Genomic DNA, 19545 nt, shown 5'->3' on the forward strand with positions numbered 1-19545 from the left:
CACAGGGGGCGCGCGGGACCGTATGTATACATGCCCCCCGCACCCGGCCTAGGCTGTCTGCCAACCAAGGAGACCGCCATGACCTCTGCCCCACTTGCCACGCCAGGCATCGGCCACGTGCATTTGAAAGTCGCCGATCTGGATCGCGCGCTGCGCTTCTACACCGATCTTCTGGGGCTGGAGGTTCAAGCCACCGACGGGCGCGCGGTCGCGTTCCTGTCGTGGGGCGGCTATCACCACCATATTGCCCTGAACACATGGCACAGCGCCGGCGGCACGCCGGCACCTGTCCGACACACCGGCCTGTTCCACGTGGCCTTCCTGTATCCCACACGCGCCGAACTGGCCCGCGCCGTGCGGCGCATGGTCGAGGCCGGCGTGCCGCTGGACGGGGCCTCGGACCATGGTGTCAGCGAGGCGGTCTATCTCAGCGATCCTGATGGCAACGGGATCGAGCTTTACTGGGACCGTCCCCGCGCCGACTGGCCGCGCGATGCCAACGGTCAGCTTGCCATGTACACCCGGCGTCTCGATCTGGATGACCTGCTGTCGGAATAGGTCAAAAAAAGCCCACAGTCCCTTGCCTTGGCGCGTGCAAACGGCATCATGGCCGCCGGAAACAGGGGATCAGTCATGCGTACCTTTCTCGTCGTGCTCGACGACAGCCAGGAATGTCTCAACGCCATGCGCTTTGCCGCCATGCGCGCCGCCAACACCGGTGGCGGGGTCGAGATCCTGTCGGTAATCCCTCCGGACGAGTTCAACCACTGGGTCGGGGTCGGCGACATCATGCGCGAAGAGGCCCGCGAACGGATCACCGCCCATTTCGAGGTTTTCGCCAAATGGATGCGCGACAAGCAGGGCGTCGATCCGACTCTGGTGATCCGCGAAGGCGATCTGTTCAAGGAAGTCCTGGCCCAGATCCGCGACAACCCGGAAATCGGCGTGCTGGTGCTGGGCGCGGGTACCGAGAAAAGCGGCCCCGGCCCGCTGGTGTCGCAAATGACCAAATACGCCGCGCAGGTTCCGATTCCCTTCACCGTGGTGCCGGGCAACATGTCAAAAGAACAGCTGGAAAGCGTGACCTGAGCCCAGTTTGGAATCATTCCAAACATTGACTTCGCACGCGTCAAACCTCATATCAGGCGCAACGGAGGCGCTGCCATGTTCATTCAAACCGAATCCACCCCGAATCCCGCGACCCTGAAATTCCTGCCCGGCATGACGGTTCTGGAAAGCGGCACCGCCGATTTCCCCGAGGCCGACAGCGCCGCGAAATCGCCGCTGGCGCGCCGTATCTTCGCGGTCGACGGCGTCACGGCGGTGTTCCTGGGCACCGATTTCGTCACCGTCACCAAGAAGGACGGCACCGAATGGGACCACCTGAAGCCCGCTGTTCTGGGCGCGGTGATGGAGCATTTCCAATCCGGCGATGCGACGCTGGACGGGGCTGCCGAGAACGCCGGCCATGCCGCGCATGACGGGCCGGATTCGGAAATCGTCGGCCAGATCAAGGAATTGCTGGACACCCGCGTGCGGCCCGCCGTGGCGCAGGATGGCGGCGACATCACCTTCCACGGCTTCGATCGCGGCGTGGTCTACCTGCACATGCAGGGCGCTTGCGCCGGGTGCCCCTCGTCCACCCTGACGCTTAAAATGGGTATCGAGAACCTGCTGCGCCACTATATCCCCGAAGTGGTGGAAGTGCGCCCCGTCGCCGTCTGAGCCGATGCGCGACAACGGGCCGATCCTGGCCTTCGATACCTCCGGTCCCTTTTGCGCCGCCGCCCTGCTTCGGGGCGGCGAGGTGCTTTGGCAGGGCGATTGGCAGGGCGCACGCGGACAGGCCGAACAACTTTTTCCCCTGCTTGAGGACGGATTGGCCCAAACCGGGCTGACATGGGCCGACCTGACACGTCTGGGGGTCGGCGTCGGTCCCGGCAATTTCACCGGCATCCGCATCGCGGTTTCGGCCGCGCGCGGTCTGGCCCTGTCGCTGGGCATTCCGGCCATTGGCGTCAGCCGCCTGGAAGCGCAGGTGCTGGACGCCCCCCGCCCGGCGGTCTCGCTGGTCGCGGCCCCGCGCGGCAGCGCCTATGTGCAGGTGTTTTCGGCGGACAGCCCCCGCCCCCCGGCCCTGCACACCGCCGCAGACCTGCTGGCGCTGAAGCTTCCCGAAAACGCCCCGCTGCTGGGCGTCGATCCTACGGCGCAGGCCGAAAGCCTGAACAGGCCCATCATCGCCCCACGGATTCCGCTGGCGGTAGCCATCGCGCGCATCGCCGCCCAAGCACCTGCCGACAGCCCGCGCCCGGCGCCGCTGTACTTGCGCGCCGCCGATGCGGCCCCGGCCAGCGATCCGCCGCCGAAAATCCTTTCATGACGCCGTCCACGCTGGCGGCGCTGCATGCAGCCTGTTTCACCACACCCCGCCCCTGGCAGGCGACCGAGTTCGCCGATCTGCTGACTCAGCCCGTGGTGTTTCTGGAATCGCACCCGTCGGGCTTCGCCCTGGGCCGCGTGATCGCGGATGAGGCCGAGCTTCTGACCCTTGCCGTCGATCCGGCCCACCGACGGGCAGGCATCGGGCAGGCCTTGATGGCGCGCTTCCTCGATACGGCATGTCAGCGCGGCGCAGCGCAGGCCTTTCTTGAGGTCGCGGCGAACAACGCCCCGGCACTGGCCCTATATGACCGCTGCGGCTTTGCCCGCGCGGGCCTGCGCCGCCGGTACTATTCCGCCCCTGACGGTCAGAAGATCGACGGGGTAGTGATGACCCGGCCCATCGCCTAGGCAATCGTACCGCCCGCACGCCGCTGCCCTGGCGTTTCGGGCGGCAACCGCTTGGCAAACCGCAGAAACCTGTTGACCCCCTTCCCCTGCTGCGGCCTACTTCTGGCAAGACCGCGCCGCAACAAGGCGCGGCGTGCCGTTTTGCGCGGCAGAAGTCCAATAGTTGGGAGACTGCAATGACCTTCATGAAGACGCTTTTCGGAGCGGGCACCGCCCTGACCCTGAGCATGACCGCCGCACTGGCCGAGCCGGGGCTGATCATCGACCTGGGTGGCAAGTTCGACAAATCCTTCAACGAAAGCGCCTATAACGGGGCGCAGCGCTGGATCAAAGACACCAACGGGAAGTACAAGGAAACCGAACTGCAATCCGAAGCGCAGCGCGAGCAATCCATGCGCCGCATGGCCGAAAGCGGCGCCAACCCGGTGGTGGTTCTGGGCTTCGCCAATGCTTCCACCCTGGAAAAGGTCGCGCCGGATTACCCCGAAACCATGTTTACCATCGTCGATATGGTCGTCGATCAGCCGAACGTGCAGTCGGTGGTCTTCAAGGAGCATGAAGGCAGCTATCTGGTCGGCGTTCTGGCCGCGATGGCCACGGAATCTGACGTCGTCAGCTTCGTTGGCGGGATGGACGTGCCGCTGATCTCGAAATTCGCCTGCGGCTATGCCCAGGGCGTGAAAGCGGTCAAGCCCGACGCCAAGGTCATCGTCAACATGACCGGCACCACCCCCACCGCGTGGAATGACCCGGTGAAGGGCGGCGAGTTGACCCGCGCCCAGATCAGCCAGGGGTCCGATGTGGTCTATGCCGCCGCCGGCGGCACCGGCATCGGCGTTCTGCAAACCGCCGCCGACGAAGGCATCCTTGCCATCGGCGTGGACAGCAACCAGAACCACCTGCATCCGGGCAAGGTGCTGACCTCGATGGTCAAGCGCGTGGACAACGCGGTCTACGAGGCGTTTGATTCCTTCGAGAAGGGCGAATTCACCCCCGGCATCAAGGTCATGGGCCTGAACAATGGCGGCGTCGGCTGGGCGCTGGATGACAACAACGAAGACCTGATCACCGAATCGATGATGGCGACGGTCGAGGAAACCCAGGGCCGCATCATTTCGGGCGACATTGTGGTGCACGATTATACCACCGACAGCTCCTGCCCGGCCTTCTAATCGCAGATGACCGTTCAGACACAGACCGGGGGGCGGCCTGACATGGCCGCCCCTTCCGCTGCCCCGGCCATCGAGCTGCGCGGCATCTCGAAAGCCTTCGGCCCGGTACAGGCCAACAAGGACATCGCGATCCGGGTCGAACGCGGCACGATCCACGGCATTATCGGCGAAAACGGCGCCGGAAAATCGACGCTGATGTCGATCCTCTATGGCTTCTACAAGGCCGACGCTGGCGAGATCTTCATCGGCGGACAGAAAACCGAGATCCCCGACAGCCAGGCCGCCATTCGCGCCGGCATCGGGATGGTCTTCCAGCACTTCAAGCTGGTCGAAAATTTCACCGTGCTGGAAAACGTGGTGCTGGGGGCCGAAGAAGGCGCCTTCCTGCGCCCCTCGCTGGCCAAGGCCCGCACCTTGCTGACGGACCTGTCGCGCGAATACGCGCTGGACGTGGACCCCGATGCCCTGATCGAAAACCTGAGCGTCGGCCACCAGCAGCGGGTCGAGATCCTCAAGGCCCTGTACCGCAAGGCCGATATCCTGATTCTGGACGAGCCCACCGGCGTGCTGACGCCCTCCGAGGCCGACCACCTGTTCCGCATCCTTCACGGGCTGCGCGACGAGGGCAAGACCATCATCCTGATCACCCACAAGCTGCGCGAGATCATGGAGATCACCGACACCGTCAGCGTCATGCGGCGCGGCGAGATGACGGCCACGGTCAAGACCGCCGAAACCTCGCCCACCGAACTGGCCGAGCTGATGGTGGGCCGCAAGGTGCTGCTGCGCGTCGACAAGACCCCGGCCAAGCCAGGCGCCACGGTGCTGGATGTCTCTGACCTGCGGGTCACCGACGACAAGGGGGTCGAGCGTCTGAAAGGCGTGTCGCTGAACGTCCGGGCGGGGGAAATCCTTGGCATCGCCGGGGTGGCCGGCAATGGCCAGTCGGAACTGTTGCAGGTGCTGGGCGGCATCGCGGATGCCACGGGAACGATCACGCTGAACGGCAAGCCGCTGAAGCTGTCGGGCAAGGACAGCGACGGGCGCGCCCGCCGCGCTGTGGGCATCACCCATGTGCCGGAGGATCGTCACAAGCTGGGCCTGATCCTTGATTTCGCGGCGTGGGAGAACACCGGCTTCGGCTACCAGCATCGCCCCGAATACAGCCACAGCGGCATCATGGACAACGCCGCCCTGCGCGCCGACACCGATGGCAAGATGGAACGCTTCGATGTGCGCCCGCCGCACAACTGGCTGGCGGCAAAAAGCTTTTCCGGCGGCAATCAGCAGAAACTGGTGCTGGCCCGCGAGATGGAACAGAACCCGGAGCTGCTGCTGGTAGGCCAGCCGACCCGCGGCGTCGACATCGGCGCCATCGAGTTCATCCACCAGCGCCTGATCCAGTTGCGCGACGAGGGCAAGGCGATCCTGCTGGTCTCGGTCGAGCTGGAAGAGATCCTGTCCCTGTCGGACCGGATCGCGGTGATGTTCGACGGCCGCATCATGGGCGAACGCCTGCCCGGCGACACCGACGAGACCGAACTGGGCATGTTGATGGCCGGTATGGACGGAAAGGCGGGTTGAGATGAACAAGATGCCGAAATGGGCCGATGTCGCCCTGATCCCGGTCATCAACCTGATCCTTGCGCTGGCGGTCTCGGCGCTGGTGATCGCCTATATCGGCGAGAACCCGGTGCAAGCGATGAAGATCATGATCAACGGCGCCATCGGCTCGGCTTATGGCTGGGGCTATACGCTGTACTATGCGACCAACTTCATCTTCACCGGTCTGGCGGTGGCGGTGGCCTTCCATGCCCGGCTGTTCAACATCGGCGGCGAGGGGCAGGCCCTGCTGGGCGGGCTGGGCGTGGCGCTGGTCTGTCTGGCGGTGCCCTGGCCGCATTGGACGCTGGCGCTGCCGGCCTCGGTGATCGGCGGGGCGCTGTTTGGCGCCGCTTGGGCCGCGATCCCGGCCTATCTGCAGGCCAAGCGCGGCAGCCATATCGTCATCACCACGATCATGTTCAACTTCATTGCCTCGGCGCTGCTGGTCTACCTTCTGGTCAACGTGCTGAAGGTTCCCGGATCCATGGCCCCCGAAACCCCGCGCTTCCCCGAAGGCGCGCGGCTGCCCACGGCCTATGATTTCGGCGCCTGGCTGGGCTTCACCCGCTCGGCCCCGCTGAACGTGGCCTTTTTCGTCGCGCTGGCCTGCTGCGCCGGGGTCTGGTTCCTGATCTGGCGCACCCGTCTGGGATACGAGATCCGCGCCTTTGGCCAATCCGAACCCGCTGCCGTCTATGCCGGCATCCCGCCGGTGAAGATCACCGTGATCGCCATGCTGATCTCGGGCGGACTGGCCGGTCTGATGGCGGTGAACGCCGTGCAGGGCGAGGCCGAGCGACTGATCATCGACAGCGTTCAGGGCGCGGGCTTTGTCGGCATCGCCGTGGCGCTGATGGGGCGGTCGCACCCCCTGGGCGTGCTGATCGCGGCACTTCTGTTCGGCGCGCTGTATCAGGGCGGCGCCGAGCTGGAATTCGAGATCCCGGCCATCAGCCGCGAAATGATCGTGGTGATCCAGGCGCTGGTGATCCTGTTTACCGGTGCGCTTGACAACATGGTGCGGGCCCCCGTGGCACGGCTGTTCTCGGGCTTCGGAAAAGGAGCTGCATGATGGATCTGAACACGGTTCTTCAGCTTCTGGATTCCAGCCTGCGCCTGGCCACGCCGCTGCTGTTTGCCTGCCTTGCAGGGCTGTTTTCCGAACGCGCGGGCATTTTCGACATCGGTCTTGAGGGCAAGATGCTGGCCGCTGCCTTCTTCTCGGCGGCGGCGGCGGCGGTGTCGGGCTCGGCCTGGGTCGGGCTGGCGGCGGGCTGTGCCGCGTCATTGTCGCTGGCGGCCCTGCACGGGGTCGCCTCGATCACCTTCCGGGGCAACCAGTTGATCTCGGGCGTGGCAATCAACTTTCTCGCCGCCGGGCTGACGGTGCTGATCGGGCAGAACTGGTTCAAGCTGGGCGGGCGCACCCCGCCCCTGCAAGGCGACGCCCGGTTCCAGAACATCGATTTGCCGCTGGCCAGCACACTTGAATCGGTGCCGCTCCTTGGCCCGCTCTATTCCCAGGTGCTGTCGGGGCATTCGATCCTTGTTTATGTTGGGCTCCTGTCGGTGGTGGGCAGCTGGTACGTGCTGTTCCGCACCCGTTTCGGCCTGCGCCTGCGCGCGGTGGGTGAAAACCCCGGCGCTGTGGATACCGCGGGCGTCTCGGTCGTCGGGCTGCGCTATGCGGCGGTGCTGATCTGCGGGCTGCTGTGCGGGCTGGCGGGGGCCTATCTGGCCACCGGCCTGTCGGCGGGCTTCGTCAAGGACATGAGCGCGGGCCGCGGCTTTATCGCGCTGGCGGCCCTGATCTTCGCCAAGTGGCGGCCCTGGTCGGCCCTAGGCGCCTGCCTGCTGTTCGGCCTGCTGGAGGCCCTGGGCAACCGCTTCCAGACCGTGGAACTGGCCGGCGTCACTCTGCCCACGCAACTGATGCAGGCGCTGCCCTATATCCTGACGGTGGTGATTCTGGCGGGCTTTGTCGGCAAGGCCATTCCGCCCCGCGCCGGCGGCGAACCCTACGTCAAGGAACGCTGACCCCGTCGCACGGCGCACAAACTTGCGCCGTGGGGGACAGGTTTTTTCAGAAACTGCAAGAAAGCTGCACTGCAGAAAGCCTGAGGGACTGGACCCCGCCGCAAGGCTCACTATTGTCGCGCCATGCAAATCTATCTCCCCATTGCCGAAGTTTCGGTCAACGCGTTCCTGCTGCTCGGGCTGGGCGGACTGGTGGGCGTGCTGTCGGGCATGTTCGGAGTCGGCGGCGGCTTTCTGATGACGCCATTGCTGTTCTTCATCGGCATCCCCCCCGCCGTGGCCGTCGCGACCGAGGCCAACCAGATCGTCGCCTCGTCCTTCTCGGGCGTGCTGGCGCATTTCAGGCGCAAGACGGTGGATCTGAGGATGGGGGTCGTGCTGCTGACCGGCGGCCTGATCGGCGCGGCGCTGGGGGTGAAGGTCTTTGCCCTGCTCAAGGAGATGGGCCAGGTCGATCTGCTGGTGAAGCTTTGCTACGTGGTGTTCCTGGGCGTGGTCGGCGGGCTGATGTTCGTCGAAAGCCTGAATTCGATCCGCAAGGCGCGCCGCGTCGGCGCCCCGGCCCCCAGACGGCGGCGGTCGGCCTGGGTGCAAGCGCTGCCATTGAAGATCAAGTTCCGGACTTCGGGCCTGTATATTTCGGTCATCCCGCCGATTCTGGTTGGCCTGTTCGTTGGCGTGCTGTCGGCAATCATGGGGGTCGGCGGCGGCTTCATCATGGTGCCCGCGATGATCTATCTGCTGGGGATGCCCACCAAGGTGGTGGTCGGCACCTCGCTGTTCCAGATCATCTTCGTCACCGGGTTCTCGACCCTGCTGCACGCGACCACCAACTACACCGTGGATGTGGTGCTGGCCGTGCTGCTGCTGGTCGGCGGCGTCATCGGGGCGCAGATCGGCACCCGCATCGGCACCCGGCTGAAGGCCGAACAACTGCGCATCCTGCTGGCCGGCATGGTCCTGATCGTGTGCTTCAAACTGGGACTCGACCTGCTGATCCAGCCGTCTGAACTGTATTCCATCGGCACCGAGGGCGGACACTGATGCTGCGCCTGCTGATCATCGCCGCGTTGCTGTGGGCGCTGCCCGCCCGCGCGGAAGAGGTTGTCTTGGGTCTGAGCCAGGACGAGGTTGCCATCACCGCCACCTTCGACGGTTCGTCGCTGCTGATCTTCGGCGCCGTGAAGCGCGAGGAACCGCTGCCGAGGGATTCCGATCTGGATGTCATCATCACCGTCTCGGGCCCGCCCGGCCCGCTGGACGTCCGCCGCAAAGAGCGGCGCATGGGCATCTGGGTCAACACCGACTCGGTCCACCTGCTGCACGCGCCCAGCTTCTACGCGGTGGCCAGCACCCGACCGCTGGACCAGATCCTGAACCTGGACGAAGACCAGCATCACATCATCTCGGTGGACTACGTGATGACCACGGTCGGCCCGGCCCATGCCGCGCCCGACCTGGACGTGTTCACCGATGCGCTGGTGCGCATTCGCAGCGAGGCAGAATTGTACCAACAGCATGAAACCGGCGTGGCGCTGGATCAGCAGACGCTGTTCCGCACCTCGCTGGACCTGCCGGCGAACCTTGTGGAAGGCATATATTCCACGCGGATTTTCCTTGTCCGCGATGGCGCGGTGATCGACCGCTATGACACCACGATCGAGGTGCACAAGGTCGGGATCGAACGCTGGCTGTACAATCTGGCGCATGACCGGCCGCTGGCCTACGGAATCATGTCGCTGGTCATCGCCATCGCCGCGGGCTGGTTGGCCTCAGCCGCCTTCCGGATGTTCCAGCGATAGGGTCGGGTCGATCTCGCGGATCAGGTCGGGGGCGGGCGGCACCGTCAAGTCATCGGTGCCCAGCGGCACCGTGGGCTTGCCCAGCCGATATCGCATCACCCAGTGCAGCCGCGTCTCGGCGCGGGTGATCGCCACATAGGCCAACCGTTTCCACAGCGGCAATCCCGCCTCGGTCCGTCCGGCGCGGTAGGCGGCATAGATGTCGGGACCGAAGACTTGCACCTCGGGCCATTGCGAGCCCTGCGCCTTGTGGATCGTCACCGCCGCACCGTGCAGGAAGGCCGCCCCCATGCGGGCTGCGAATGGGATGAAGGGCTCTTCCTCGTCGGGATGTTCGATCTTGATGATCGAGGCCGCCGAGACCTGAGGTTCGGGCGCGCCCAGCACGTGCAGCCGGGAAAACCCCGGACGGCGGCCCTGCCCCAGATAGATCACCTGCGCGCCCTTGATCAATCCGCGCGCCTCAAGATCCAGCCGCTTCTTGCGATGTTTCAGCGGCAGTTCCAGCCCGTCACAGATCAGCGGCTCGCCGGGCAGCAGGCTGTCGTCGGGGGCGGCATGCGCCTTGCGGAAGGCCTGGATCAGCCGCACGCGGGTCGCATTGCGCCAGACCAGCACCGGAGAGCGCGCCATCAGGTCGGCCTCGACCCGGCCTGCAACCACGACACGATCATCGCTGCGGGCGGCGTCGTCGATCATCCTTTCGAACTGTTCGAAACCCACATCCGGGTCGCTCAAGGCATGGGCAAGGTCGAGAATCGGGTTGTCGCGTTCCTGACGGTGAATGCGACTCAGCACCAATTGGCGCTGTTCCGGCAGCTTGTCGAAGACCATTTCGCCCGATTGCCCCACCGGTGCCAGCTGCGCAGGGTCGCCAAACAGCACCAGAGTGGGAAAAATTTCTTTCAGGTCGTCAAATTGTCGCGCATCCAGCATCGAACTTTCATCGACGAATCCGATGTCCAGCGGCTCTTCGCGGCGTTTCCAGCCAGTGATGAAGTCCGATCCCCGCAATCCGGCCGAGGCCAGCGCCCCCGGCACCGACTTGTGCAGGTCGTAAAATGCCTTGGCGCGATCCAGCGCGGTGTCGTCCAGAACCTCGGTTTCCGGCCTTGGCCCGCGCCCGGCCAGCCATTCGGCGATCTTCTCATACTCCGGATCATAGACCGGCGTGTACAGCACCCGGTGAATCGTCGTCGCCGGAACACCCCGGTTGCGCAGGACCGAGGCCGCCTTGTTGGTGGGCGCCAGAATGGCAAGGGTGCGCCGCTCCTTGCGGCGGCGACCCTCGTAGTCGCCCGAAACGATCTCGACGCCCGCAGCCTCCATGGCGTGGTACAGCTGCGCCAGAAGGATGGTCTTGCCCGATCCCGCCTTGCCAAGAACGGCCAGGGTCTGATCGCCCTTCGATGCCGGGGGGCCAAGCCCCCCGCCCGCCAGGTCGATCCCGGCGGCGGCAAGGACTTCGGTCACCCGCGCAAAGGCGGCATCCTGATCTTCGGACAGGACAATATCGGTCACGGCATTCATGCCCGGACCCTAGCCCGGGACCGCGACGGCCACCAGCACTCAGGCGGTATGCGCCAGCTCGATCCGCGCCTGATGACGCGACAGGTGGAACCACAGGCGCGACTGTGCGCGCGGGATACCGGCCTTTTCACACAGGGTTTCCGCGCGGCTTTCGGAAAAACTCCACAAGCCCGCGCTGATCGCCTCGCGGCCTTCGCCCTGGGTGCCGACCACCAGCGGCGACCAGCCCAGGCGGCGGTAGATGCGCACCATGCGGGCATCGAAGACCCCGATCGAGAACGTCAGATCGAAGCCCAGACCAACCTCGCAGCCGCCCAGCATCAGCGCCGCCGACACCTGCGGTGCCGCGTTGCGGGCAAGGCAGAAGCGGGTGCATTCCCAGATCTGCGAATTGCGGATCCGTGCGCCGTCCAGAAGGTTGCGAAAGTGATCGTCCAGCATGTTCGGCCCCGACGTCGGCAGGAACCGCATCGAACCTCCGTGGCTGCCGTCGGGCTCTTCCCAGATCACGTAGAGCGGGTTCATCGCGTCGTATTCGTCGCGCTCTTCGCCATGGTCGTCGATGGACACATCCCAGCCCAGACGTGTGTGGAACTGATCGGCGCGATCCTGAAACATGGAGTCGCGCAGCTTCGGGTGATGGTTCAGTTCGTTCGAAAAAAGGTATCTCAGCATGTCTATCCCCAGTCCGCTGTGTTGACGGGCTCAGGGTGTTCAACCGCTGGTTAACCAGAGTTAATCGCACCGCGCGGTGCGTTAACGAAATGTTAAAATTTCGTTCAGACGACAATCAGGCCGCGGGCGATGGCACGGGCGACGGCGTGGGTCGTGTTCTGCGCCCCCAGTTTGAACCGCGCGGATTCGATATAGACCCGCAGGGTGTGTTCCGAGATGCACAGGCTTTCGGCGGCTTGCGCACGGGAGTAGCCAACCGCCAGAAGACTGAGCGTATCGATTTCGCGGGGCGACAGGCTGGCCGATTTCTGCACATCGGTGCCGTTGTCGATCTCAAGGGCTTTCTGATTGATGAAATGGGCCACGAGAATCAGATCCGATACATTGGACCGGCTGTAATTCGCCCAAGTCCGGTCACTTGCACGGCTGGAGGCCGTAAACAAGGCAAACTGGCCGTTCGGCCCGCGGATCGGAACCGAAAGTCCCTGGTTTCCAACCCCGGCGTCTGCGGCTTCGCCCATGAAATTGCGGGCCTTGGCGCCGGTCCAGTCCAGCTGTTTCCAATCCACCGGGTTGAAGCGCTGATAGCAGCCCTGCACCACTGGATCGATGCGGGCGTAATCCCGCTCGATATAGCGGTCCACCCATGAGGCGTCATAGGTGAGCGCCGCGTATTGTTCTCCAGCCCGGTTAACCGAATGGTAAACAACGTGATCCACATCATAGAGATCCCGGAGCCTGACAACGACATCCTGCAGATCTCCCCGTGTCGTTGCCTCTTCCAGGCTGCTAATGAGCGTCTCCAGTTTTTCCTTCATGACCTCGTGCCCGACATACGTCCCTGACCTTGTTACGCCGAATTTCCGTAGCGGCCACCATCATGGTATCATCAAGCTGCTCCGCCAACTCCAAAAACTGGTTGTGGCGCGCAAACTTCTTCAGGTCTGCCAGAACATCGATCATCCAATCCGCATCCATGGATCCGTCCTCAAGACTTGAAGAAATTCTTAACAACACCGTAACACGTCTTAGAATCGGGACACACTCGCCGCTTTGTGCCCCCCGAAAATAGGGAGGGCGTCGGCTGTAACCCCCTGAAATCCCTAATGCTGTCCTCACCGGAAACGCAAACCGCCCCGGAAACCGGGGCGGCGCGATTGTCTTGCAAATTTTAACGACTGGCTCAGCTCTTGCCGGCTTCCAGCGTGTCCTCGAAGGTGCGCAGCCCGGTTTTCGGGGCCTGCACCAGAACCGCCATGTTGCCCGGCTTGTGCTGGTTACGCAGCATCTTGATGTGGGCGTCGGGGATCTCTTCCCACGGGAAGACCTCGGACATGCAGGGATCGATGCGGCGCTCGATCATCAGCTTGTTGGCGGCGGCGGCCTGCTTGAGATGCGCGAAATGCGAGCCCTGAAGGCGCTTCTGGTGCATCCACATGTAGCGCACGTCAAAGGTACAGTTGAACCCCGAGGTGCCGGCGCAGATCACGACCATGCCGCCCTTCTTCACCACGAAGGTGGAGACCGGGAAGGTGGCTTCGCCGGGGTGTTCGAACACCATGTCGACGTTGTTGCCCTTGCCGGTGATGTCCCAGATCGCCTTGCCGAACTTGCGGGCTTCCTTGAACCAGGTGTTGTATTCCGGCGTGTTCACCGTGGGCAGCTGACCCCAGCAGTCGAAGTCCTTGCGGTTTAGAACGCCCTTGGCGCCCAGGCTCATGACGAACTCGCGCTTGTCCTCGTCCGAGATCACCCCGATGGCGTTGGCCCCGGCGGCATTGGCCAGCTGGATCGCGAAAGAGCCCAGACCGCCCGAGGCGCCCCAGACCAGAACGTTCTGGCCCGGCTTCAGCTCGTGCGGGTGGTGGCCGAACAGCATCCGATAGGCGGTGGCCAGCGTCAGCGTGTAGCAGGCGCTTTCTTCCCAGGTCAGGTGACGCGGGCGCGGCAGCAGTTGCTGAGCCTGCACGTTGGTGAACTGGGCGAAGGAGCCGTCCGGGGTCTCATAGCCCCAGATCCGCTGGCTGGGCGAGTACATCGGGTCGCCACCGTTGCACTCCTCGTCGTCACCGTCGTCCTGGTTGCAGTGAATCACGACCTCGTCGCCGACTTTCCAGCTTTTCACCTTGTCGCCGACAGCCCAGACGATGCCCGAGGCATCGGAGCCCGCGATGTGGTAGTCCTCGCCATGGCTGTCGAACGGGCTGATCGGAATGCCCAGACCCGCCCAGATGCCGTTGTAGTTCACGCCCGCGGCCATCACGAGCACCAGAACCTCGTGGCTGTCCAGAACCGGAACATCGACGACTTCGACCTGGAAGGACTTGTCCGGTTCGCCGTGACGCTCGCGACGGATGGCCCAAGCGTACATCTGCTTGGGCACATATCCCATCGGGGGCATCTCGCCGATTTCGTACAGGTCCTTCTGCGGGGCGTCATATTCCGCAATCGCCGAATGTGTATCGAGAGCCATCAAAGCCTCCAAGCTGGTCCACATAAATGCCGCATCGCAGAATCAATGGGCGGTGTCTGGTCGGGATACTGCCCTTTGCGCAACTTCGCAACACCGTTCGCGCGAAAAATGAAAGATTATGTCTCGCAAGCCCGGCGCCGCGATGGGTTTAAATGCATATCAGGCAGGAGATTGGCCAAAACCTAAGACCTTTTGGCAGTTGCAGCACCACTGCGGCGCCAAATCCCGTGATCCGCGGCTTTTTTCGCCGTATATGTGACGTATGCCGCCGCAACGCAGCGAATTGACAAGGTCATAAAATTCCATATATGCAGTCGCGGACGCACGTAAATTACCGGCCCCAAGACGCGAGACGAGATATGAGTGAAGTGAAAAAAGATCGCCCCTGGCTCTTCCGCACCTATGCGGGTCATTCCACGGCCAAGGCGTCGAACGCGCTTTACCGCAACAACCTTGCCAAGGGGCAGACCGGGCTGTCGGTGGCCTTCGACCTGCCGACCCAGACCGGCTATGACAGCGATCACGAACTGGCGCGCGGCGAGGTCGGCAAGGTCGGCGTGCCGGTGTCGCATCTGGGCGACATGCGCGCCCTGTTCGACAATATCCCGCTGGAACAGATGAACACCTCGATGACCATCAACGCGACGGCGCCCTGGCTGCTGGCGTTGTACATCGCGGTGGCCGAGGAACAGGGTGCCGACATCACCAAGCTGCAAGGCACGGTGCAGAACGACATCATCAAGGAATATCTCAGCCGGGGCACCTATATCTGCCCGCCCAAGCCGTCGCTGCGGCTGATCACAGATGTGGCGGCCTATTGCTATACCAATGTGCCCAAGTGGAACCCGATGAACGTGTGTTCCTACCACCTGCAAGAAGCCGGCGCGACGCCCGAGCAGGAACTGGCCTTTGCGTTGGCCACCGCCTGCGCGGTGCTGGATGACGTCAAGGACAAGGTTCCGGCCGAGGATTTCGCCCAGGTCGTGGGGCGGATTTCCTTCTTCGTGAACGCCGGCATCCGCTTCGTCACCGAGATGTGCAAGATGCGCGCTTTCGTCGATCTGTGGGACGAGCTGTGCGCCCATCGCTACCACGTCGGCGACGCCAAGTTCCGCCGCTTCCGCTATGGCGTGCAGGTGAACTCGCTGGGCCTGACCGAGCAGCAACCCGAGAACAACGTCTACCGCATCCTGATCGAAATGCTGGCCGTCACCCTGTCGAAGAAGGCCCGCGCCCGCGCCGTGCAGTTGCCCGCCTGGAACGAGGCGCTTGGCCTGCCCCGCCCCTTCGATCAGCAATGGTCCCTGCGCATGCAGCAGATCATGGCCTATGAGACCGACCTGCTGGAATACGCCGACCTGTTCGATCACAACCCGGCGGTCGAGAACAAGGTCGAGGAGTTGAAGCAGGGCGCGCGCGCCGAACTGGCCAATATCGACGCCATGGGCGGCGCGGTTTCGGCCATCGAATACATGAAGTCGCAACTGGTCACCGCCAATGCCGAACGGCTGGGCGGCATCGAGCGGGGCGACACCATCGTCGTGGGCGTCAACAAGTGGACGCAGGGCGAGCCCTCGCCGCTGATGGATGCGGACGGCGGCATCATGACTGTTGATCCGGCGGTCGAGGCCGAGCAGATCGGCCGCCTGAATGACTGGCGCGCCTCCCGCGATGCCAAGGCCGTCAAATCCGCGTTGGCCGCTCTACGGGCGGCGGCCAGGGATGGCACCAACATCATGGAGCCTTCGATCCGTGCCGCCAAGGCCGGTGTCACCACCGGCGAATGGGCCGAAACCATGCGGCAGGTCTTTGGCCAGTATCGCGGCCCCACCGGCGTGTCGCGCGCCGTGTCGAACAAGACCGAAGGATTGGACGACATCCGTGCCTCGGTGGATGCCATCTCTGACAAGCTGGGCCGCCGCCTGAAGTTCCTGATGGGCAAGCCGGGTCTGGACGGCCATTCCAACGGTGCCGAGCAGATCGCCTTCCGCGCCCGCGACTGCGGCATGGAAATCGACTATGAGGGCATCCGCCTGACCCCGGACGAATTGATCGCTGCGGCCAAGCGCGAAGATCCCCATGTGATCGGCCTGTCGATCCTGTCGGGCAGCCATATCCCGCTGGTCGAAAGCTTCATGGACAAGGTGAAGGCCGAAGGGCTGTCGCATATTCCGGTTCTGGTCGGCGGCATCATCCCCGACGAAGACGCCCGGCGCCTGCTGGCGATGGGGGTGGCCAAGGTCTACACCCCCAAGGATTTTGAATTGAACCGCATCATGGTCGATATCGTGGAACTGGCCGATCCCTCAGCGGTGGCGGCCCAATGAGCGCGCGGGCGATCCTTCTAGCCCTGTCGCTGGCGGCGACGGGCGCCGCGGCGGAGACCGAGGTTCCGGTGCCTCTTCAAAGGTTTTTATCCGATGCAATCGACGCCTGTCAGGATCTCGACAACGGCGAAATTGCGGTAGAGCCCAAGGCACTGCGCAGGGTGGATGTGTCTGGCGACGGCACCGATGACTGGGTTCTGGACGAGGCGCAGCTGGCCTGTTCCTCGGCGGCATCCCTGTTCTGCGGCACCGGCGGATGCATGGTGCATTTCCTGGTCGGAGACACTGTGACAAGCTATCTGGCCAAGGGCTGGGAAGCCGTCGACTTCGGCCCGTTCCGCCCCATTCTTTTGCAGGTGCATGGGTCCAATTGCGGTGGCTTTGGCTACAACACCTGCGTCGAGGCGGTGGTCTGGCAGGAGGACGAAAAGCGGTTCTTCTCGGTCCGGCCCGTGGCCGAATAATACTCTTCCCCACACGGTTCGGGCGACTATAGTTCGCGGAACCACGGGGAGTATGACATGACAGTCCATATCGGTGCCGAGCCCGGCGATATTGCAGAAACCGTGCTGATGCCCGGCGATCCGCTGCGCGCGAAATGGGCCGCCGAGACCTTTCTCGACGACCCGTTCTGCATCAACGAAGTGCGCGGCATGCTGGGCTTCACCGGCACATGGCGCGGCAACCGGGTGACGATCCACGGCTCGGGCATGGGGATGCCGTCGCTGTCGATCTATGCCAACGAGCTGATCTCGACCTATGGCGCCAAGACCCTGATCCGCATCGGGTCCGCCGGGGCGATGCAACCCCATGTGAACCTGCGCGACGTGGTGCTGGCGATGACCGCGACCAGCCTGTCAACGCCCTCGCGCGGGTTCTTCAAGGACATCAATTTCGCGCCTTGCGCTGACTATGGCCTGCTGAAAGCCGCCGAAGAGGCCGCCGCCGCGCGCGGGGCCGCCACCCATGTGGGCGGGATCTATTCGTCGGATGTGTTCTATGACGAGCGCCCCGATCTGAACGAGATCATGACCCGCCACGGCATCCTGGCGGTCGAGATGGAAGCGGCAGAACTGTACAACCTCGCCGCCCGCTTCGGGGTGCGGGCACTGGCCGTGGTGACGATCTCGGATCACCTGCTGCGCGATGAGGCGATGAGCGCCGCCGATCGGCAGTCAAGCTTTTCCGATATGGTCGAGATCGCGCTGGAGGCCGCCTTCGCATGAGCGGAATCGGCGGGATGCCAAAGCGGCGATTGGGCGCGGGTGGCCCGGCGGTCGCCCCCATCGGTTTCGGCGGGATGAGTTTCGCGGGCTTTTTCGGCGAAACCACCGCCGAGGAAAGCTTTGCCTGCATGGATGCGGTCGTCGCCGCCGGGATCGACTTCTGGGACACCTCGAACATCTATGGCATGGGCCGCTCGGAACGGGTGATCGGAGAGTATCTGGCTCAATCCGGCGCCAAGGTGGTGCTGGCAACCAAGGTCGGCATCGTGCCGGGCCCGCCGCGCCGCTTCGACAATTCCGCCGACCACATCCGGGCCGAGCTGGAAGCCTCCCTCACCCGGCTCAAGCAGGATCGGGTGGAGCTTTACTACATCCATCGCCGCGAACAGGAACGCCCGGTCGAGGAGGTGGTGGAAACCATGGCCCGGCTGATCGAAGAAGGGCTGATCGGCGGTTACGGCCTGTCCGAGGTCGCGCCCTACACCCTGCGCCGCGCCCATGCGGTGCATCCCTGCATGGCAGTGCAGAACGAATACTCCCTGTGGACGCGGCTGCCGGAACTGGGGCTGATCCAGACCTGTGCCGAGCTGGGGGTGGCCTTCGTGCCGTTCTCGCCGCTGGCGCGCGGCATGCTCGTGGACAGGCCGGTCGAACTGGCTGCACTGGGGCCAAAGGATTTCCGCCGCAGCAACCCGCGCTTTGTTGAACCGAACTATGTCCTCAACCGCGCGCGGATCGACGGGTTCCGCGACTTCTGCCACAGCCGGGGCTGGACCACGGCCGCCGGGGCGCTCGCCTGGATCCTCGATCAGGGCGACCAGATCATCCCGATCCCGGCGACGCGCACGGCGGCGCATTTCCGGGAATGGCTGGATGTGGCGAAGATCACGCTGACCGAGGCCGACCGGGCCGAGATCGCCCGACTTCTGCCCGTGGGCTTCGCTTATGGCGACCGCTATGCCGACGCCAATATCGTCGGGGTCGAACGCTACTGCTAGGGGGCGCCGCCCGCGCCGTGGCTGCGGTCATAGGCATTGACGACCGGTTCGCTCCAGCCGTCCAGCGCGCCTTCGGGCAGGTTAAAGACATCGACGCGCAGCGGATGGCAGGCGGCGGCATCACTGGAATGCTCGGCCCCGCAATCGCCGCCCGGACAGGCCGACAGCGCGCCCAGAAGATCGATCTCGGCGAAGAACTCCAGATGGTCACCGGGCCGCACCGGGCTGGCCTTCATGAAATACTGGCCGGTGTCGCGGGTAAACCCGGTGCACATGAAGACATTCAGCACGTCGTGCACATGCGCCTCGGCCTCGGCCAGCGGCAGACCGGTTTCCGTGGCCAGCGCGCGGGTCAGGTTGGAATGGCAGCAGTGGTGATAGTGCCCGCCCGACAGCAGGTTATGGGTATAGGGATCGCAGCGGGTACCGATCACATCGTGGACCGCGCCGCCAAAGGCGTCGATGCCGTACCAATCCAGTGTGTCACGGGTGATCGTGGCCATCGGGCGCAGCGTCGGAAAGCCGGACCAGAGCCGGTCGCCGGTGCTGACATGGCTGCCGTGCAGGGCACGGGTCTTGCCGGAATAGAACCGCTCGCGCAGGTCATGGGCGTTCCACAGGTTCAGATCGCCGACCTGCGGCCCTTCGATGCTGGTGATGCGGAAGATCTGTCCGGCTCGGACGTGGAAACAGGCAGCCTGGCGCGCGGGCACCGTCGTGCTGCTGGCCAGCTGCATCTGTGACCGCTGCGCGTCCTCGGGAAGGAAGGCGGAGCGGGGCAGGGTTTCGGTCGGATAGCAGATCACCGGGGCGACGGCGCGCCGGGCCGCGGCATCCTGTGGCGATTGGGGCATGGGCGGAACCTTTCGGGGCGACACCTGAGGGGTTTGCCCCCAGAACGCCCCGG

The 19545-nt window shown here is 64.3% G+C and carries 21 protein-coding genes; 15 read left to right on the forward strand and 6 right to left on the reverse strand.

The genetic code is table 11. The annotated features are described in order from the left end of the window. Positions 1 to 78 precede the first annotated feature (78 nt). The 11 genes from AB0T83_RS03205 (at position 79) to AB0T83_RS03255 (ending at position 9409) form a co-directional block, all read left to right on the forward strand. A complete protein-coding gene (locus AB0T83_RS03205; protein WP_366191487.1) occupies positions 79 to 558 on the forward strand; it encodes a VOC family protein in 480 nt (159 codons plus the stop codon). A gap of 75 nt (positions 559 to 633) precedes the next feature. After that, positions 634 to 1089, forward strand: a complete 456-nt coding sequence (locus AB0T83_RS03210; RefSeq protein ID WP_366191489.1) for a universal stress protein — start codon at positions 634 to 636, stop codon at positions 1087 to 1089. A 75-nt stretch (positions 1090 to 1164) separates the two neighbouring features. Then, a complete protein-coding gene (locus tag AB0T83_RS03215) occupies positions 1165 to 1725 on the forward strand; it encodes a NifU family protein (protein ID WP_366191491.1) in 561 nt (186 codons plus the stop codon). Between the two features lie 4 nt (positions 1726 to 1729). Next, the gene (gene tsaB / locus AB0T83_RS03220) at positions 1730 to 2383 is read left to right on the forward strand and encodes a tRNA (adenosine(37)-N6)-threonylcarbamoyltransferase complex dimerization subunit type 1 TsaB (RefSeq protein WP_366191493.1); all 654 of its coding nucleotides are present in this window, start codon (positions 1730 to 1732) and stop codon (positions 2381 to 2383) included. After that, entirely contained in the window at positions 2380 to 2793 is a 414-nt protein-coding gene (gene rimI / locus AB0T83_RS03225) for a ribosomal protein S18-alanine N-acetyltransferase (RefSeq protein ID WP_366191495.1), read from the forward strand. Before tsaB ends, rimI begins: the two co-directional genes overlap by 4 nt. A 176-nt stretch (positions 2794 to 2969) precedes the next feature. Continuing rightward, positions 2970 to 3965, forward strand: a complete 996-nt coding sequence (locus AB0T83_RS03230) for a BMP family lipoprotein (protein WP_366191497.1) — start codon at positions 2970 to 2972, stop codon at positions 3963 to 3965. Positions 3966 to 3971: 6 nt separating this feature from the next. Next, complete coding sequence (locus tag AB0T83_RS03235; protein ID WP_366191499.1) at positions 3972 to 5549, forward strand: ABC transporter ATP-binding protein; 1578 nt, start codon at positions 3972 to 3974, stop codon at positions 5547 to 5549. Between the two features lies 1 nt (position 5550). Further along, positions 5551 to 6642, forward strand: coding sequence for an ABC transporter permease (locus AB0T83_RS03240; RefSeq protein ID WP_366191500.1), 1092 nt, complete (start codon positions 5551 to 5553; stop codon positions 6640 to 6642). Continuing rightward, the gene (locus AB0T83_RS03245) at positions 6639 to 7607 is read left to right on the forward strand and encodes an ABC transporter permease (protein WP_366191502.1); all 969 of its coding nucleotides are present in this window, start codon (positions 6639 to 6641) and stop codon (positions 7605 to 7607) included. The genes AB0T83_RS03240 and AB0T83_RS03245 overlap by 4 nt, the downstream gene beginning before the upstream one ends. 123 nt (positions 7608 to 7730) lie before the next feature. Then, positions 7731 to 8651, forward strand: a complete 921-nt coding sequence (locus AB0T83_RS03250; protein ID WP_366191503.1) for a sulfite exporter TauE/SafE family protein — start codon at positions 7731 to 7733, stop codon at positions 8649 to 8651. Beyond that, complete coding sequence (locus tag AB0T83_RS03255) at positions 8651 to 9409, forward strand: TIGR02186 family protein (protein WP_366191505.1); 759 nt, start codon at positions 8651 to 8653, stop codon at positions 9407 to 9409. The genes AB0T83_RS03250 and AB0T83_RS03255 overlap by 1 nt, the downstream gene beginning before the upstream one ends. Here AB0T83_RS03255 and AB0T83_RS03260 read toward each other — a convergent pair. The 5 genes from AB0T83_RS03260 to ccrA all read right to left on the reverse strand — a co-directional run bounded on the left by AB0T83_RS03260 (position 9380) and on the right by ccrA (position 14087). Further along, the gene (locus tag AB0T83_RS03260) at positions 9380 to 10939 is read right to left on the reverse strand and encodes an ATP-dependent DNA helicase (protein WP_366191507.1); all 1560 of its coding nucleotides are present in this window, start codon (positions 10937 to 10939) and stop codon (positions 9380 to 9382) included. The two genes, AB0T83_RS03255 and AB0T83_RS03260, sit on opposite strands and share 30 nt — an antisense overlap. Before the next feature lie 39 nt (positions 10940 to 10978). Continuing rightward, the gene (locus AB0T83_RS03265) at positions 10979 to 11614 is read right to left on the reverse strand and encodes an acyl-homoserine-lactone synthase (RefSeq protein ID WP_366191508.1); all 636 of its coding nucleotides are present in this window, start codon (positions 11612 to 11614) and stop codon (positions 10979 to 10981) included. A gap of 104 nt (positions 11615 to 11718) precedes the next feature. Further along, entirely contained in the window at positions 11719 to 12432 is a 714-nt protein-coding gene (locus tag AB0T83_RS03270) for a helix-turn-helix transcriptional regulator (RefSeq protein WP_366191509.1), read from the reverse strand. Continuing rightward, entirely contained in the window at positions 12404 to 12592 is a 189-nt protein-coding gene (locus AB0T83_RS03275) for a hypothetical protein (protein WP_366191511.1), read from the reverse strand. The genes AB0T83_RS03270 and AB0T83_RS03275 overlap by 29 nt, the downstream gene beginning before the upstream one ends. A gap of 205 nt (positions 12593 to 12797) precedes the next feature. Then, positions 12798 to 14087, reverse strand: a complete 1290-nt coding sequence (ccrA, locus tag AB0T83_RS03280) for a crotonyl-CoA carboxylase/reductase (protein ID WP_366191513.1) — start codon at positions 14085 to 14087, stop codon at positions 12798 to 12800. A 359-nt stretch (positions 14088 to 14446) separates the two neighbouring features. Here ccrA and AB0T83_RS03285 point away from each other — a divergent pair, with 359 nt between their 5' ends. The 4 genes from AB0T83_RS03285 to AB0T83_RS03300 are packed head-to-tail and all read left to right on the forward strand — an operon-like array spanning position 14447 to position 18638. Continuing rightward, a complete protein-coding gene (locus AB0T83_RS03285; protein WP_366191515.1) occupies positions 14447 to 16414 on the forward strand; it encodes a methylmalonyl-CoA mutase family protein in 1968 nt (655 codons plus the stop codon). Then, the gene (locus AB0T83_RS03290) at positions 16411 to 16878 is read left to right on the forward strand and encodes a hypothetical protein (protein WP_366191517.1); all 468 of its coding nucleotides are present in this window, start codon (positions 16411 to 16413) and stop codon (positions 16876 to 16878) included. The genes AB0T83_RS03285 and AB0T83_RS03290 overlap by 4 nt, the downstream gene beginning before the upstream one ends. Before the next feature lie 57 nt (positions 16879 to 16935). Further along, a complete protein-coding gene (gene deoD / locus AB0T83_RS03295) occupies positions 16936 to 17640 on the forward strand; it encodes a purine-nucleoside phosphorylase (RefSeq protein WP_366191519.1) in 705 nt (234 codons plus the stop codon). Next, positions 17637 to 18638, forward strand: a complete 1002-nt coding sequence (locus tag AB0T83_RS03300; protein WP_366191521.1) for an aldo/keto reductase — start codon at positions 17637 to 17639, stop codon at positions 18636 to 18638. Before deoD ends, AB0T83_RS03300 begins: the two co-directional genes overlap by 4 nt. On the opposite strand, the gene AB0T83_RS03305 is transcribed toward AB0T83_RS03300, so the two are convergent. After that, positions 18635 to 19492 carry an urea carboxylase-associated family protein gene (locus tag AB0T83_RS03305; protein ID WP_366191523.1) on the reverse strand — a complete coding sequence of 286 codons (858 nt, stop codon included), beginning with the start codon at positions 19490 to 19492 and terminating at the stop codon, positions 18635 to 18637. The two genes, AB0T83_RS03300 and AB0T83_RS03305, sit on opposite strands and share 4 nt — an antisense overlap. Between the last annotated feature and the right edge of the window lie 53 nt (positions 19493 to 19545).

Source organism: Meridianimarinicoccus marinus (assembly GCF_040689105.1).
Classification (GTDB): domain Bacteria; phylum Pseudomonadota; class Alphaproteobacteria; order Rhodobacterales; family Rhodobacteraceae; genus Meridianimarinicoccus; species Meridianimarinicoccus marinus.

Bases quoted from the DNA above. Each gene is read 5' to 3' on its own strand.
- rimI (WP_366191495.1), top strand. From the start codon at position 2,380: ATGACGCCGTCCACGCTGGCGGCGCTGCATGCAGCCTGTTTCACCACA.
- AB0T83_RS03245 (WP_366191502.1), top strand. From the start codon at position 6,639: ATGATGGATCTGAACACGGTTCTTCAGCTTCTGGATTCCAGCCTGCGC.
- AB0T83_RS03270 (WP_366191509.1), bottom strand. From the start codon at position 12,432: ATGAAGGAAAAACTGGAGACGCTCATTAGCAGCCTGGAAGAGGCAACG.
- AB0T83_RS03260 (WP_366191507.1), bottom strand. From the start codon at position 10,939: ATGAATGCCGTGACCGATATTGTCCTGTCCGAAGATCAGGATGCCGCC.
- AB0T83_RS03215 (WP_366191491.1), top strand. From the start codon at position 1,165: ATGTTCATTCAAACCGAATCCACCCCGAATCCCGCGACCCTGAAATTC.
- AB0T83_RS03235 (WP_366191499.1), top strand. From the start codon at position 3,972: ATGACCGTTCAGACACAGACCGGGGGGCGGCCTGACATGGCCGCCCCT.
- AB0T83_RS03265 (WP_366191508.1), bottom strand. From the start codon at position 11,614: ATGCTGAGATACCTTTTTTCGAACGAACTGAACCATCACCCGAAGCTG.
- AB0T83_RS03275 (WP_366191511.1), bottom strand. From the start codon at position 12,592: ATGGATGCGGATTGGATGATCGATGTTCTGGCAGACCTGAAGAAGTTT.
- AB0T83_RS03230 (WP_366191497.1), top strand. From the start codon at position 2,970: ATGACCTTCATGAAGACGCTTTTCGGAGCGGGCACCGCCCTGACCCTG.
- AB0T83_RS03285 (WP_366191515.1), top strand. From the start codon at position 14,447: ATGAGTGAAGTGAAAAAAGATCGCCCCTGGCTCTTCCGCACCTATGCG.
- AB0T83_RS03210 (WP_366191489.1), top strand. From the start codon at position 634: ATGCGTACCTTTCTCGTCGTGCTCGACGACAGCCAGGAATGTCTCAAC.
- AB0T83_RS03300 (WP_366191521.1), top strand. From the start codon at position 17,637: ATGAGCGGAATCGGCGGGATGCCAAAGCGGCGATTGGGCGCGGGTGGC.
- AB0T83_RS03255 (WP_366191505.1), top strand. From the start codon at position 8,651: ATGCTGCGCCTGCTGATCATCGCCGCGTTGCTGTGGGCGCTGCCCGCC.
- ccrA (WP_366191513.1), bottom strand. From the start codon at position 14,087: ATGGCTCTCGATACACATTCGGCGATTGCGGAATATGACGCCCCGCAG.
- AB0T83_RS03250 (WP_366191503.1), top strand. From the start codon at position 7,731: ATGCAAATCTATCTCCCCATTGCCGAAGTTTCGGTCAACGCGTTCCTG.
- AB0T83_RS03290 (WP_366191517.1), top strand. From the start codon at position 16,411: ATGAGCGCGCGGGCGATCCTTCTAGCCCTGTCGCTGGCGGCGACGGGC.
- tsaB (WP_366191493.1), top strand. From the start codon at position 1,730: ATGCGCGACAACGGGCCGATCCTGGCCTTCGATACCTCCGGTCCCTTT.
- AB0T83_RS03240 (WP_366191500.1), top strand. From the start codon at position 5,551: ATGAACAAGATGCCGAAATGGGCCGATGTCGCCCTGATCCCGGTCATC.
- AB0T83_RS03305 (WP_366191523.1), bottom strand. From the start codon at position 19,492: ATGCCCCAATCGCCACAGGATGCCGCGGCCCGGCGCGCCGTCGCCCCG.
- AB0T83_RS03205 (WP_366191487.1), top strand. From the start codon at position 79: ATGACCTCTGCCCCACTTGCCACGCCAGGCATCGGCCACGTGCATTTG.
- deoD (WP_366191519.1), top strand. From the start codon at position 16,936: ATGACAGTCCATATCGGTGCCGAGCCCGGCGATATTGCAGAAACCGTG.